This is a genomic window from Paenibacillus pedocola (assembly GCF_031599675.1).
Taxonomy (GTDB): domain Bacteria; phylum Bacillota; class Bacilli; order Paenibacillales; family Paenibacillaceae; genus Paenibacillus_AQ; species Paenibacillus_AQ pedocola.
Window position 1 is genome coordinate 3,679,594 of the sequence record NZ_CP134223.1, and the last position, 14,865, is coordinate 3,694,458.

The 14,865-nt window shown below is 52.7% G+C and carries 14 protein-coding genes; 2 read left to right on the forward strand and 12 right to left on the reverse strand.

Annotated features, from left to right (window positions below):
• Window positions 1-181: 181 nt before the first annotated feature.
• Window positions 182-1,462, forward strand: coding sequence for a winged helix-turn-helix domain-containing protein (locus QU597_RS16165; protein WP_310828939.1), 1,281 nt, complete (start codon window positions 182-184; stop codon window positions 1,460-1,462).
• A gap of 157 nt (window positions 1,463-1,619) precedes the next feature.
• Here QU597_RS16165 and QU597_RS16170 read toward each other — a convergent pair whose 3' ends face one another.
• The 5 genes from QU597_RS16170 to QU597_RS16190 all read right to left on the reverse strand — a co-directional run bounded on the left by QU597_RS16170 (window position 1,620) and on the right by QU597_RS16190 (window position 5,542).
• A complete protein-coding gene (locus QU597_RS16170) occupies window positions 1,620-2,087 on the reverse strand; it encodes a hypothetical protein (RefSeq protein WP_054940931.1) in 468 nt (155 codons plus the stop codon).
• A gap of 37 nt (window positions 2,088-2,124) precedes the next feature.
• Window positions 2,125-2,838 carry a hypothetical protein gene (locus tag QU597_RS16175; protein WP_310828940.1) on the reverse strand — a complete coding sequence of 238 codons (714 nt, stop codon included), beginning with the start codon at window positions 2,836-2,838 and terminating at the stop codon, window positions 2,125-2,127.
• Complete coding sequence (locus QU597_RS16180; RefSeq protein WP_310828941.1) at window positions 2,835-3,761, reverse strand: ATP-binding cassette domain-containing protein; 927 nt, start codon at window positions 3,759-3,761, stop codon at window positions 2,835-2,837. Before QU597_RS16180 ends, QU597_RS16175 begins: the two co-directional genes overlap by 4 nt.
• A 225-nt stretch (window positions 3,762-3,986) precedes the next feature.
• Window positions 3,987-4,334 carry a four-helix bundle copper-binding protein gene (locus tag QU597_RS16185; protein ID WP_054940934.1) on the reverse strand — a complete coding sequence of 116 codons (348 nt, stop codon included), beginning with the start codon at window positions 4,332-4,334 and terminating at the stop codon, window positions 3,987-3,989.
• 173 nt (window positions 4,335-4,507) lie between these two features.
• Window positions 4,508-5,542 (reverse strand): CobW family GTP-binding protein, encoded by a 1,035-nt coding sequence (locus tag QU597_RS16190; RefSeq protein WP_310828942.1) that lies wholly within the window; start codon window positions 5,540-5,542, stop codon window positions 4,508-4,510.
• Window positions 5,543-5,713: 171 nt separating this feature from the next.
• Here QU597_RS16190 and QU597_RS16195 point away from each other — a divergent pair, with 171 nt between their 5' ends.
• Window positions 5,714-6,229 (forward strand): MogA/MoaB family molybdenum cofactor biosynthesis protein, encoded by a 516-nt coding sequence (locus QU597_RS16195; protein WP_310828943.1) that lies wholly within the window; start codon window positions 5,714-5,716, stop codon window positions 6,227-6,229.
• 110 nt (window positions 6,230-6,339) lie between these two features.
• Here QU597_RS16195 and QU597_RS16200 read toward each other — a convergent pair whose 3' ends face one another.
• From QU597_RS16200 to nifB, 7 genes are read right to left on the reverse strand one after another with little or no spacing between them, the layout of a single operon-like run.
• Window positions 6,340-7,662, reverse strand: coding sequence for a nitrogenase component 1 (locus tag QU597_RS16200; RefSeq protein ID WP_310828944.1), 1,323 nt, complete (start codon window positions 7,660-7,662; stop codon window positions 6,340-6,342).
• Entirely contained in the window at window positions 7,646-9,127 is a 1,482-nt protein-coding gene (locus QU597_RS16205) for a nitrogenase component 1 (RefSeq protein WP_310828945.1), read from the reverse strand. The genes QU597_RS16200 and QU597_RS16205 overlap by 17 nt, the downstream gene beginning before the upstream one ends.
• Before the next feature lie 27 nt (window positions 9,128-9,154).
• The gene (locus QU597_RS16210) at window positions 9,155-10,012 is read right to left on the reverse strand and encodes an ABC transporter ATP-binding protein (protein WP_310828946.1); all 858 of its coding nucleotides are present in this window, start codon (window positions 10,010-10,012) and stop codon (window positions 9,155-9,157) included.
• A complete protein-coding gene (locus QU597_RS16215) occupies window positions 10,009-11,004 on the reverse strand; it encodes an ABC transporter permease (RefSeq protein WP_310828947.1) in 996 nt (331 codons plus the stop codon). The genes QU597_RS16210 and QU597_RS16215 overlap by 4 nt, the downstream gene beginning before the upstream one ends.
• 40 nt (window positions 11,005-11,044) lie before the next feature.
• A complete protein-coding gene (locus QU597_RS16220; RefSeq protein ID WP_310828948.1) occupies window positions 11,045-12,148 on the reverse strand; it encodes an ABC transporter substrate-binding protein in 1,104 nt (367 codons plus the stop codon).
• 35 nt (window positions 12,149-12,183) lie between these two features.
• Window positions 12,184-13,503: an O-acetylhomoserine aminocarboxypropyltransferase/cysteine synthase family protein gene (locus QU597_RS16225; RefSeq protein ID WP_310828949.1), complete on the reverse strand. Its 1,320-nt coding sequence runs from the start codon at window positions 13,501-13,503 to the stop codon at window positions 12,184-12,186.
• A 25-nt stretch (window positions 13,504-13,528) separates the two neighbouring features.
• Window positions 13,529-14,842, reverse strand: coding sequence for a nitrogenase cofactor biosynthesis protein NifB (nifB, locus tag QU597_RS16230; protein ID WP_310828950.1), 1,314 nt, complete (start codon window positions 14,840-14,842; stop codon window positions 13,529-13,531).
• Window positions 14,843-14,865 lie beyond the last annotated feature (23 nt).

The window sequence follows — 14,865 nt, forward strand, 5'->3', positions numbered from 1 at the left end:
CATAGCTTGGAATCCAAAAAAGACAGTCCTCAGTTAATGAGGACTGTCTTTTTTACTGTCTTTTTTGAAGAGAAGCGAACCTAATCATGCCCCGCCCGTTGTTGCAGAAGAATTACATTGAAGATGGAACATTTGTTCTATATAATGGTAAACAATACATAAATGAACGGAGGAAACTAATGTGATTACCTATAGACTGAGCAAGCAGCAGGCCCGGATGTTTTTGCTGCATCACCAGCGTCTGGTTCCTGGTGGTCTTCCTGGCGGTAAGCAGAGTATCGTTGAGTATGTCCGTCATGTTGGCTGTATTCAATATGATCCGCTCAGCATTGCCGGACATAATCATGAGCTTGTGCTTCAGGCACGTGTTCCGGGTTTTGTCCCCGGGCTGGCGAATGAACTGCTGTACACAGACAGAATACTGTACGACGGCTGGGACAAGAATATGTCGATCTACTGCACAGAGGACTGGCCCTATTTTCGCCGGTTAAGAGACCAGGCGTTAGCGCGGCAACATGGAAATGAAGTTCTGCTGAAGACGATAATGCAAGTACGGGAAGCGCTAATCGAGCGCGGGCCGCTGTCTTCTCTGGATCTGGAAGGGAAAGAGAAAATGAACTGGGCCTGGGCCCCGGCCAGAATCACACGGGCTGCATTGGAAACGATGTATTTCCGGGGCGAAGTTTCCGTACACCACCGTGTACATACCCGCCGTTATTACGACTTCACCGCCAATCTGCTGCCGGAACGTATTCTAAACGCCGATGAGCCTAATCCCACACAAGAGCAATATAATGACTGGTATGTGCTGCGGCGTATCGGCAGTATCGGGCTGCAATGGAATAAATCCGGTGACGGCTGGCTCGGTATTTCCGGCCTGAAGAGCAAGGAGCGGACTGCGGCTGTACAGCGCCTGCTGCTGAATGACAGTATACGTGAGGTATATGTAGAGGGTCTTAAGCTTCCGCTGTATATGCGGAGTCAAGATGCACCGGAGCTTGAAGCTGTGCTGCTGCGGGAAGCAGAAGGAGCCGATAACCCGGCCGGAGCCAAGAATGGAGGCACGTTCGCGGCTGCGCTGGCTCCGCTTGATAATCTGCTGTGGGACAGAGAGCTGATCCGGCAGCTGTTCGGGTTCCATTACCGCTGGGAGGTATACAAACCTGCAGCAGAACGGGAATTCGGCTATTATGTGCTGCCTCTGCTCTGCGGCGACCGTTTTGCGGCCAGATTTGAGCCGGTAATGAACCGGAAAAACGGTGTTCTGTCGATCAACAGCTGGTGGTGGGAGCCCGGCGAAACCCTTACCGCCGAAATGATTCCGGTGATCGCTGATGCTATCGCATCGCTGGCCCGCTGTAACAGAGCGGTCAGCGTAGCTTTTTCACCTGAAGTCATCCAAGGCTGCGGTCTTCAGGAGTTGTCGGATGCGGTAAGTGACCTGTGCAATGTACAAGCATAGATTATGGTAATTATTCTATAAACAAAGAGACTCTCTATACACAGATAATCTGTGTATAGAGAGTCTCTAATGGACGTTATGTATATCCATATCTTCTTAAATGGCTATTCTAGCTATACGTCCGATGCCTGTAAAGAGAATCCGCTTAATATTCCCTTCATTCAATAAACCGCTCCTCTTCCAGCCCCAGTTTCGTATACATCTCCGTGCAATACCCCTGCAATTTAATTTCCAGTCTGCTGGCCTTGTTCTTAAATCTTTTCAGCTCGCGGATCATATGCGCCCTGCCCCCCGGAGTAAAGGTCTCCTGGATACGCTCCTTGAAATAGTCATGAACGATGTGGTTGCGCTGCTTCCATACGGCCTGCAGCTGGTTCGTCTCTTCTTCCGAGAATGGAAAATGATGCTGGATTTCTTTGATGAGCTGGCCGAGTGAATTGCTGAGTTTGCGCTGATACAAATCTGAGAGATCCGCTTCTGTAGGCGTTTTCCCCTGAGACAGCTTCGTGAGCAGCAGCAGGTTGGTCAACTGCTGTTCCAGAGCCTGACAATAATAGACTGCCAGTCCGAAATAAGCAAATAGCTCTTTGGATTGTTCACTCTCCGGTAGTTGTGTATCCTTCATCTTTCCTCCCCTTCTTTATCTGTATATTTTTATTGTCTCATAAATTCTTACCGTAATCCATGTGGCCCGAGCGGTACAAATAAAACCCGCACAACAGTATAATGTACACCAGAACATGGGCAAAAGAGCCAAGCAGACTCATAAAGGACAGCTCGTCCGCGTTCATTAGCGCATTCATCATCGGTGCTGCCGGAGGTAAGAACACAGGTACCACCGGACCTGGAATGAGCTCTTCCAGCTTCTTGCCGCCGACGGACACAATCAGAATAATCAAGAGAATTCCAATAGCATAGCTGCTTTTGGGAACCCAGGAAGTCTGTAAATAGAGGGCAATGGATATACCGAGCATGCCCAGCAGCATATGCCCGGCAAGAGCCAGTGTCATGTGGTAAAGCCCGGCAGGCTGAGCGAAGCTCCCGGTCATAACCGGATAAACAACCGTCAGCAGTGCCAGCACCAGTGTAAGCAAAGCAAGCGTCAGTATCCCTCCCAGACCATATTTCACGCTACTCCGCAAATGAACAATGGTTACCTGCCGCTGCACCGCCTGTTCATGGTTAAGAAAGCTGAGTCCCATCCAGGCACAGCCGATAAACAGAATGACGGCGGTAGCCGCATAGCTGCTCATTACCGGATTAGGCTTATAGGTATAGAGAAAGAGCACGGAGATTACAATGGAGGCTACTGGTGCAAAATACCGCTGCGATGACGTATAACTCTTCAGCATATAGGTGATAAGCGGTCTCATCATGCGGTGGCCTCCCCGCTCTGTTTTGGATCCATCCACTGTTCAAGTCCGCACTTTCCGCTGCGTTGTTCCAGCGATAGCACCGATCCGCCCAAGTCCAGGATATGACGCAAGAATTCGTCCGTCCAGGCAGTTTCCACTTCCCATTCCATACACTCTTCTCCAGTGTAGCGATGATGAACGTACTGGGAGGAAATATAGCCGGTTAGTTCTGTCATTGCTGTATGTGCCTGTTGCGTAAACGCTGTGCTTAATATGTATGATGAAGGCTTATCCCGAAGCTTCCCTGCATCTGTTATCATCAGTGTCCTGCCCGCCTGAAGCACATGTACTCCGGCATCCAGAGCTTCTACACAGAATGGTTCATGGACGGAGAAGACGAGGGCTGTACCGCTGCATTTCAATTCCTTCAGGAGTTCTATAAGCGTATGCTGTGCCGGGAGATCAAGTCCGGACAAAGGTTCATCCAGCAGCAGCAGCTCCGGCTCACCAAGCAGGCTCTGAATCAGATTCACCTTTTGGAGCATGCCCTTGGAGTACCCTGTCATGGCCTGTTTACGAAACGGCGTAAGCTGAAAAGCCTCAAGCAGCTGAACAATCTTATTCTTAAGCAGCGCCGCTGACATTCCGCTAATCCGGCCCATGCTATTTAAATACTCTTCCGCTGACATCTTGAGCCCGGGAAACGCCTCAGGCGCATAACTAATTCTTAGCTTCTGTTTCGCCGGGAGCAGGCTTCCGGAAGAAAGTTTGAGCAGCCCGGCTAGAATCGCAAGCAGCGTGCTTTTGCCTGAGCCGTTGCGTCCGATTAGAGCTGTGGCTGTTCCGGTATCTATTGTCATGGATATATCATTTAGAACCGGGTGACCATTATACAGCTTGGTTGCCCCGGATAAATGTAACAAGTGCTGCTGTTGAAGTGTCATTCCGCTGACTCCCCCTCAGAGATAAGCTTACCTGCAAATTTCATGATGATAGAAGCGGCAGCAGAAGCCGCCTCATTTACTTCTTAAACTATTCGCCGGATTACCCTTGCTTTCCTCTTGGAGCTGAGAGTTTGACTGACGAATCCAAACAAAAAAGCCAGAATCGCTTCAGTCACTTTACCGAAGGCGGCTCTGGCTTTGTATAGCCTTTATCAGTTCACTGTATTAAGCGTATACCTCTACGGCACCGCTAATCAGGCGGCAAGCCATTGCAGCACTGCGGCAGGCATCAATGCACTCCTGACAGTGTGTTTGCTTATGCCTGCTGCTCTCATCGGCACAGCGTTCGCAGATTTCCGCGCACAGGCGCAGGATTTCAACCACGAACGGACTTTGACGGGTCATTGCCTGGATGGCAAAAGAACAAATATCCGCACATTCCCGGTCAAGACGGATGCTCTCCCGCAGGGTAGCAAGATCATATTCTTTCAGGCTTGAGACATAGCTATAGTTACAGGCATTCATAGATTTGATACATGCGTCAATGCATTCCTGATATTGAATTCGGGTCATAGCCTTATACCTCCTGCAATCATTATAGGTTATGCCTATGTATTAACCTGCAAGATAAAGAACGAACCAAGCGACTCAGGCAGGACCGGATGTGCTGACCGTAATAAGGATTATTGCCTGGGCTGCAAGAGCCTTACGGATGTAGTCCTTATCCTGGACATAGGAAGCCTGTATTACAGGCTTCTCCGGACGGTGCCCGGCCGGATCAGTGTGCGCTTCTCCAGCTGTAGAAGCTGAGTGCGCAGCTCACCGGACGAGAAGTGCTCCCCGATAAATACCGCTACGTCAGGCACCTCACCCTGGGGGGTGATTTTCATGAAATCAGCTTCTCTATAAGCATATTGGAACAAAAACCGGCTCGAAGTGTCGCTGAACGTAACAATCCCTTTGGCCCGGTATACATCACGCGGCAGCTCTTTAACGAACTGCTCGAATTCCTCACTGTTTACGGCACGCTTAAAATAATGGGTATAGGCCATAACATGATCATGGGTAGGGTGGGCATGAACCGTGTGATCCGCAGTCCCTTGGACAGACTCTCCGCCCTCCCTAATCCCTTCCTCTGCTTCCTCATCGTCCCGGCCTTCCAGATGTACCCCGCCAAGGCTTCCCAGTAAAATTTCCGGTTCCAGACCGCAGCGCACTGCCGGCAAAATTTCCGCATAAGCATTCCATTTGCGCAGCACATCCGATATCTCTACAGCTTCTTCAGCTGTGACCCGGTCCGTCTTATTCAAAATAAGCACGGATGCGCAGCGGATCTGCTCCTGCATCAACCGGTAGGTTGAACCCTGCTGTGAGCGGTACAGCTCAAGCAGATGCGCAGCATCGACGACAGTAATCAGACCTTTCAGCTCCACCAGCTGATAGAGTGAGGTTTCAGTAACCGCATCGACGATTTCCAGCGGATTCGCAGCACCAGTGGCTTCAATGACCACAACATCCGGTGATTCTTTCTTCACCAGCGTTGTCAGCTCTGTGCTGAGGTCGCCGCGGCTGGTGCAGCAGATACAGCCGCCGAGCATCTCTGCCATAGGAACCGATTGCTCTACCAGAAGCCCGTCCAGATTAACTTCCCCTAATTCGTTCATCACCACTGCCGGGCGCAGACCCTGGGCTTTCCAGTGGTCCAGCAGCCGCTGCAGTAAGGTTGTTTTGCCGCTGCCCAGAAATCCTGATAATATGTATACCGGCAATGCCTGTTTCATGTTTCATCGCTCCCCAAAAATACCGTTATGGTAGCGAGTTTACTACAAATATGTATACACAAGCAAGGAGCAGCTGCGGAGGACTTGCCCCCGCCCTCTGATGCCCCCGGCTTGTCTTTGCTCTCTTCATCACCTATTATGAGGGTAAAATGACTTATAAGGAGTGGTCCCATGTCATCCGTTGATGAACACCGCCGCGAAGCACCGCAAACGGTATCCTGTTATATTATTACGGTCTCGGACACAAGAACGATGGAAACTGATACCGGAGGAGCGTTGATCGCTTCCATGCTGGAAGAGGCTGGCTATCAGGTTGTGGGCCGCAAGATCGTTAAAGATGACTATGAAGAGATCCGCGAGCTGATCTACAAAAGCTCCGTCCATTCCGGAATCGAAGCCGTGCTGCTGACCGGCGGTACGGGAATATCTCCCCGCGACACCACCTATGAGGCCGTTGCCTCCCTGCTGGACAAATCGCTGCCGGGCTTCGGTGAAATATTCCGCCTGCTCAGCTTCACAGAAGACATCGGCTCCGCCGCCATTCTAAGCCGGGCCATTGCCGGCACTATCGGCAGCACGGCTATTTTCTCGATGCCCGGCTCCACCGGAGCGGTCAAGCTGGCCATGAGCCGGCTGATCCTTCCTGAGCTCCGCCATGTCATGCGCGAGATTTATAAACAGGGTTAACTGGCGATAGAGTTGTTCAAATAGATGGAATAAACCGCTAAAAGGACAGCTCTCAGCTGTCCTTTTTTGGTGGCTTCAACCAATAGCCAGTATGAAGGTTTCCACTCACGTTAGCGGTATGTCCCCAGCACCCGGTCATAAATATCCTCAATCAGCCTTAGGCCGCCGTTATAACCGGCATACCCACCGTTCAGAATGAGCCGGTAGGTAACCGGCACACTGACCGGTAGCAGATCGGCACCCAGCTCCGCAGCCAGATCACGCTCCCAGCCGCTGCCCAGAATCAGTGCACGCTGCTTCGGCCTGCTTGCCCAGATCTCCTCCTGGATGGCTCCACCATCCTCTACAAACTCCACTTTGGCTGAACGCCTGGAGGAAATGTGGCTGAACTGCTCCACGATAGCCGCGCGGTATTCCTCTGGAGTATTGTCCACGACATATTGCGTCTCCGCCGGGAGAATCCCCAGCTCATTCAGCAAATATTTGGAGAAACCAACGGCATAGGTTGCATCCAGCATGGTATAGAATACACGCGGCAATCCATAGCGGAATTCGAGCATGAAGTCAGCAGTCCGCTCAATGTGGGCATAGAACTTTCGTTCCTCGTCTAGTATAAAAGCCTCCGCCTGCTCTTTGTCCAGACTGCTGAATTCCGCCACTTCTCGGAGGAAACGGCCCGTTTCAATCCCGCCGACCGGCAGATAGGGGAAATGGTAATACGGCGTGCCGTATTTCTTCTTCAGCAACTCCGCACTTTTCAGTCCTGGCCATGCCGACACCACGATATTGAATTCCGCCCGGGGAATGCTTAGCCACTCAGTCACGCCGCCGGACTCCGGTCCAAACAGCACATTGGGCTTGAGCCCGAGACCTGTCAGGATTCGCTTCAGTTCCTGCAGATTCCCGATCCAGTACGGATCTTGATATGGCACGGAGGCGAATACATTCACAAGCCCTGGAATGATGTCCTCCTTCTCCTCAGCGTACTTGTCGACATACTGTTCCACAATTGCTTTGATCACCAGATCATGGCTGACATAGTTATTGCTCTTGAAACCGCCGGTTTCCACATAGACCAGCGGCTTATCCAGTACCTGAAAATCCCGGGTCACCTGGCCGACATTATCACCGACGATATCGGAGGTACAGCCGGTCAGCACCACATACAGATCGGCATCGATGACCTTAAAGGCACCGTCGATCACACTGCGCAATTTCCCTTCACCGCCGAAGACAATTTCCGCTTCACTTGAATTCGTGCAAGGAATGGTGCTGCCACCTGCGTACCCCTCCCCCTGACCCAGAAAACCATGAATCTTCGTGCTGCAGCCCGGACCGGCATGAACTACCGGCACTGCGCGGTGGATGGCAATCACCGACTGCTGCACGCCGAGGGCGCAGGAATAACGTGGCTGTTCAATAAGCTTCGACATGGACGTTGCCTCCCAGGAAAGTATACGGCTCCTGCTCCATCCACCATTTGGTGTAGGGCATCGTGCTGTGCTTGGCGAGATTCGTTACGAATTCCCGGTTGTCCAGCGTCTCCAGAATACGCTCCGCATAATTCAGCAGTCCCTGATATCCCCAGCTGAAATGCTCATCGCCGATCAGCAGCGTCGGAATGCCGAGCTTAGCCCCCCAATGCGTCATCCCGCCATGACGGGCGATCATCAGATCGGGACGAACCCGGTTCAGGATATTCGCCAGCTCGTAGGCCTGCTTATTGCAGACGTTGTAATTGGGAACATCCCCGTACGTTTTGACCGTATGATCCAGCATATCCGCTGCCAGATCGCCGTTGTCATAGACAGGGTCATGATGAAAAATCGCCGCCCCCTGTACGTCTATGCCCAGCTCGCGCAACAGCGCAATCAGTGCATGGCCGTGCGCGGAGCCGGCGGTAAGGTAGCAGGTGGTTCCCGTTAACTTTTCTCTGTATTCCTCCAGCTTCGGCAGCACCGCTGCCTTTTCCACAGCGATGATCTCCTCAATCTCGTCTTTACGGTCCAGCACCCGGCCCAGCTCACGCATCCAGGCATCGGTTCCGGCCAGCCCGTAAGCAATCGGTGCCTTGATCTCCGGAACATCATAGACCTGCTCCAGTGCCGCGCCGAGATAGGTCCCGAGGGTAGGGCAGATCTGGATGGTCGCCGCCGCTTCAGAAATGGTCTCCAGCTGGGCAACGGTGGAGAATGGCACGATATAATCAGCCTCGTAGCCCAGCTTGTTCAGCAGGCCGGAGAAGACATCGCTGCCCCAGAAGTTGATGATATTGACCTTGTTCGTTTTCTTTTCCGGCGGCTTAACGATTTTACGGACAATGGAATGGTAAGCTGAATCGAAACCTGAGGTCCAGATCTTCGATTTGAAGCCCTCGCAGAAGCAGGTGACAACAGGAATACCAAGCTCCAGGGTCAGTTTATTCGTTACTCCCTCCACATCATCACCGATAATCCCGGAAGCGCAGGAAGTAGTTACAAATATCGCCTTCGGCTTGGCACGTTCAAAAGCCAGTCTGATTGTAGCCTCCAGCTTGCGGGCTCCACCGAATACCGTGTCCATCTCTTCAAGATTCGTATTGAAATATCTGCCGATAACCGGTGGAAGATCACGCTCCATCTGTCCGACCCGGTAGACAAAATTAAAGCCGAAGAAATCCCCGGCGCAGCCCACCGGAGCATGGTTCACCATCGCGGCGTCCGTAATCATCGACAGCTGGCAAAAAGCATTGCCCGAGCTGCAGCCCATGCACTGGCTGAAGGAGCGGGTACCGTCCTTTAAGCCACCGGCGTTCGAACAGCTTACCAACCCGGCAGCGGTGCCGGAGAAACCGGTAATCGACCCCAGACGTAGCTCGCGGACCGGAACTTCGGGGGTGTTCAAATTCACTTTGCTCATTATTCTCTCCTTTCCTGACCTCCAGGCCTACAAGTAATATTCCAGACTCTTGCTGCTGCCGGCAAAATGCAGGATCTCCAGGATTTTGGAACGCAGGCGGATAAACTCCGAACTGCCTCTATCACGCGGATGCTCCATTCCCACCTCTACAATTTCCTTGATCTGTCCCGGTCTTGCCGACATAATAACAATCCGGTCGCTTAAGTACACCGCTTCATCCACATCATGGGTTACGAGAATCATTGTCGTGCCTCTCAGCCGCCACAGCCGGAGCAGCTCATCCTGCAGGTTCATCCGGGTAAAAGCATCCAGCGCCCCCAGCGGCTCATCGAGCATCAGCACCTTGGGTTCGTTAATCAGGGCCCGGGCCAGGGAAGCGCGCTGCGCCATCCCGCCCGAGACCTGATGCGGGTAGGCATTACCGAATCCTTGCAGCCCGACCATGTCCAGATATTCATCCGGCTTGCTGCGGTTTTCCTTATACACCTTCCGGGCCTTCAGCCCGGCGGCAATATTCTGGCGGATGGTGATCCAGGGGAACAGGTTAGCCTGCTGAAATACGTATCCCCGTTCATGATGCGTGCCGGAAATCCGGGCACCGTCGAGCGTGATTTCACCGGCTGCACATTCGTCCAGTCCGGCGATCAGGCGCATCAGTGTTGTTTTGCCGCAGCCGCTCGGACCAATAATGGACACGAACGTGCCCGGCAAAATATCCAGATTCACCTCTTTCAGCGCTTCTACCTTATGACCGGACTCCTCTTCATAAATGCGGCTGACCCGGCGGATATTTACCGCGCCTTTTGCGTCTTGCGTGTTTCTCGCATCTTTCGTACCTTCCGCCTCTTTCGCATCTTCAGCCGCTTCCACGGCATTCTTAATCATTTCACCAGCCCCTTCTGCCATTTCAGCACCCGGTCCCTGACCCTGAAAATAATCGCCATAACGATCGAGAAGGTCACCGCCATAATGATAATCGATGCATAGACCTTAGCGTAATTGGACCAGCCTTTAGCCCAGTTAATGTACCATCCGAGCCCCGCTCTCGCCCCGATCATTTCAGACACCACCAGTGTGGCAAAAGAAATGCCGGTCGCCGTATAGATTCCGCTGAAGATCGAAGGCATTGCTCCGGGAATCGCCACCCGGAATATCAGAAACCGCTCATCCGCTCCCAGCGTCCGTGCCGCCTCAAAATACGTATTCTGTACATTTGCAATGCCGACACTGGTCATAAAAGCGACCGGAAAGCAGACCGCGATCACAATCAGCAGCACAGCCGCATAGAAACTGGACGGAACGAGAATCATCGCAATCGGAATCAGCGCGGTTGCCGGAATAACTCCCATCACCTTGAGCACCGGAAACAGCCAGTAGCTCCACTTACGGTACCAGCCGATCAGCACGCCAAGCACAATGCCCAGGAAGCTGCCGATCAGAAAACCGATGACTAAGAGCCGCAAGGAATATGCTGTACTAAGCAAAAGGGTACTGGCGTCCTCAACCATCACTGAGACAATCTGCGCCAAACCCGGAACGAACGGCAGCGGCAACAAATTCAGTTTCGTACTAAGTACATCCCAGAGCGATAGTACTAGCCCAAGTACAAAATAAAACGGCGAATCATACAGCGCTTTGTTCCATCTTTTATCATTCAGTCTGGCAACCGGGATGCGGAGCGCGAAAAAAACGATAAAGGCGAGCAATACGATCCGGTAAGGCAGCAGCTCCACCTCTTGCCGCGCCGGAATCACCAGACTGACTGCCAGCGCAACCCCGAAGGAGATAATCGGCAAGCCGGTGCGGAGCCCGGCAGGACGACGCAATATCTCCCGCGAAGGTTCAACCAGCGCCAGATTGTGGTCCACAATGCTCATAAATCGGCTAACCTCCTTAAAGGTCTATCGCAGTTTATTGCTACTTCACAGCCCCGAACACATCATAATAAGCGGTCTTGAGGAATTCCTCCGGATCGGTATCCTTTTTGAGGAAGCCGGTCTTACTGAACTGCTTCACGAAGTAACGCACATCTTCCTGGGCAGCATCCGTAGTGAAATTAAAATGATAGCTTTCGATCAAATCCGTCACCAGCTTCACATCATCAGTGGCCACGTATTTCTTCTCAATTTCCAGCTTGGCAGTTTCTTCCGGATGCTCGGCGATCCAGGCGGTTGCTTTTTGATAGGCTCTGGCGATGGCTGCGACGCGCTCCGGGTCTTCCTTGATTTTTTTGCCCGAGGCATACAGGAAGCAGCAGCTTTTGCCGGCAAAATTGGCATCGGTGGAGATATCCGACAGAACCGTGTAACCGTTATTCACTTCAGCCAGCTTACCGAACGGGTCCCAAGCGGCGTAGACGTCGATCTCGCCTTTTTTGACGCCTTCCTGAAGCTGATCCAACGGATACGCCAGCCACTGCACATCCTTTTGCGGATCGAGACCGGCATTGGTCAGAACGACACTGGCAACCGCCATCGGCACACCGCCGATTTCGTCAACCCCAATCCGTTTGCCCTTCAGGTCAGCAGCAGTCTTAATGTCCGAACCCGGCGGAACGACGAGCTTAATGCACCCGTGATGCAGTCCGCCGATTACCTTGAGATCAAGTCCTTGCTGGATGGATGTAAACCAGACAAAGTCACCGTTGGTCACTGTAAATTCACCTGTTGTGAGCCCTGTTTTCATTGTATCCATCGAACCGCTGACCAGCTCTACATCAAGGCCTTCCTCAGCAAAAAAGCCCTTCTCATACGCCACATAGCTCGGTGCACCGCACACCGCTCCGCTCAGCGCCTGAATCTTCAGCTTGCCGTATTTATAGCTGGCCTTGGCCGCATTTCCGCTGTTACCAGCCGCAGCATTGCCTGTCGGAGCTTTCGCTGTCGCGGCAGCCGTATTAGACGTATGATTATGGTTGTTAGTTGAATTATTTTTCTCTGCAGTATTGTTGCCGCAGGCGGTTACTACCACCAATGCCGAGGTAACCAGCAGGATTGCCGGCAGCTTTTTTTTATTATTCATAACCGTTTCTCTTCCTCCCCAGTTTCAAGCTTCTCTTATACTAAAGTTTCAACAAAAGCCTTGGCGAACGCCTGCTCCAAATCCTGAATCAAATCATCGGCATCCTCCAGCCCAATTGACAAACGGATCGTTTCCGGAGCAATTCCCGCCGCCGCCTGTTCCTCGGCATTCAGCTCGCCATGCGTCGTCTTCGGAGAATTAATGATCAGCGATCTCGCATCACCTACATTGGCATGATAACTGAACAATTCCACGGCGTTCAAAAAGCTTTTGAGCTGCTGCTCATTGCCCTTGAAGCCGAAGGTGAAAATCGAACCCGCACCTTTAGGAAAATACTTTTCCGCCAAGGCCTGATAGGGATTACCTTCCGCCGCCGGATGGCTCACCCAGCTGACTTTATCACTCTTCTGGAGGTAATCGACAATCCGCAACGCATTCGACACCTGCTTGGATATCCGCTCCGACAAGGTTTCTGTCCCCTGAATCAACAGAAAGGCATCGAAGGGGCTAAGTGAAGCTCCAAAGTAAGCCAGATAGCTGAGCCGGACCCTCGCTGTAAAAGGGGCCTCCGGGAAAACCTCAAGAATGCTTCGCTCCCGCCCGCTCTCCTGATCCCTGAGTAAATACTGCGGCTCCTCCAGATGTGGGAACTTGCCGTTATTCCAATTGAATTTGCCGTTCTCTACAATGACGCCGCCCAGCGTAGTGCCATGACCGCCGATAGCTTTGGTAGCAGAGTAAACGATAATATCGGCTCCATGAGCAAAGGAATCGAACAAGTACGGTGTGCCAAAAGTGTTGTCGATCACAAGCGGAATACCCTGCTCATGCGCAACCTCGGCGATAGCCTCGATATCGAGTATGGTCGAATTCGGATTGCTGATACTTTCGATCAGAATCGCCTTCGTATCGCTCTTAATCGCGCTCTTGAAGGAAGCCGGATCATCCGAATCCTCCACGAAATCCACATGTACCCCAAATCGTGGATACAGATGATTAAGTGCATCAAACGTACCCCCGTACAGCCGCGGAGTGGTCAAAATCCTGCCCCCGCCCTCCGCAAGATTAAGCAGCGTGTAGGCCACCGCAGCCATACCGGAGGCTACAGCTACCGCTCCCGTGCCCTTGTCCAGTGCGGCGAGCCGCTGTTCCAACACAGCAACCGTCGGATTGCCGATGCGGGTGTACAGATACCCGGCCTCCGTCATGCCGAATAATTTCTCTCCACGCTCCACGCTGCCCAGATCATAGGAGGCCGTCTGATAAATCGGTACAGCCACTGAATAATTATGCTCCCTTGAATCGTAACCGGCGCGTACCTTCAACGTGTCAAAACCCAGTTTCTTCTCAGCCATCGTTCTCCTTCTCTCTCTTCTTTTTTTAATGAACGGCCCCCGATGAAAAATAAGACAGTAACCTTCCGTATTTCAATAGCAAGGTGTCAATCTCTTCCTTGGTCACCACAGCAATAATCTCTGCTTTACGCAGGGTTTCCCGCGGCAGCGCGCCGATTCCTGAGCAGAACAGCATGCTGCAATCCCCCAGCAGATCTACCGTTTCCTTAAGAATAGTGTCAGGTTCAGATTCACCGCAGGCTGCCGTCCCGTTGCAGTACGCCTGGATCTTGCGGACGCCAAGCAGCCGGGAGGCTTCCCCGTCAACCTCATAGATCAGAAATTCCCTGGCATGCCCAAAATGCACATTCACCTTGCCGCCGCCTCTGGTCGCGACCGCTATCCTTGTTACTACGCCGCCGGAGCTGCTGCGCCCGCGCCGCTCCCGGCGGCTTTGTAGTTTGCTGTCCAGCCTTACCAGCTCCAGTTCCCGCTCCTGCGGAGAGTATACGGTCTGTTTGGTAAGAATCTCTTCCCCGATGCGATCCTCACCGAGCAGACCAACCGCATCGGCACGGCACTGGCGGCAGTGCCGCATGACCGGCATCAGGTCGGCAGAATCCTCTTGCACCTGTAGTGTCAGCCTGGGATCAGGCGGAACTCTTCCGTCCTGCTCAAAACGGCTGCCTGGTGAAATGATCAGGGGCATAATATTATGCGAGAAAGCCCCCGCTTTTTTTGCTGCCCGGGTCACCTCAAGCAGATGCCTGTCATTCACACCAGGAATCAGCACTGAATTGACTTTAACCTTAATACCCTGCGCCGCCGTTAAGCGGATTCCTTCTAGTTGCCGGGAGATCAGAATATCTGCCGCAGCTGCTCCCCGGTATGCCTTGCCCCGGTAGAATATCGAGTGATAGATTTGCCCGCCGATTCCAGGATCTACTGCATTCATCGTCACGGTGACATGCCGGATGCCGTATCCGGCAATTTCCTCCACATAGTCCGGAAGCTTAAGGCCATTCGTGCTGAGACAGAGCTGCACATCCGGCATGCCCTTAGACAGCAGCCGGAAGGTTTCTAAGGTCTGCACTGGATTGGCCAGCGGATCACCGGGCCCGGCTATGCCGACAACCGTCAGCTGGGGCAGTACCTCCGCAGTCAGCTGCACTTTCCGGTACGCCTCCTCCGGGCTAAGCACCCGGCTGACCACGCCCGGGCGGCTTTCGCTCACACAATCGTATTTGATGTTGCAGTAGTTGCAGTTGATATTGCATTTCGGAGCCACCGCTACATGCATTCTGGCGAAAACCTCATGCGCCAGTTCGTCGTAGCAGGGATGCCGCTGAACATCCGCCAAGCTGTTCCCTCCTCTCTTCAGCC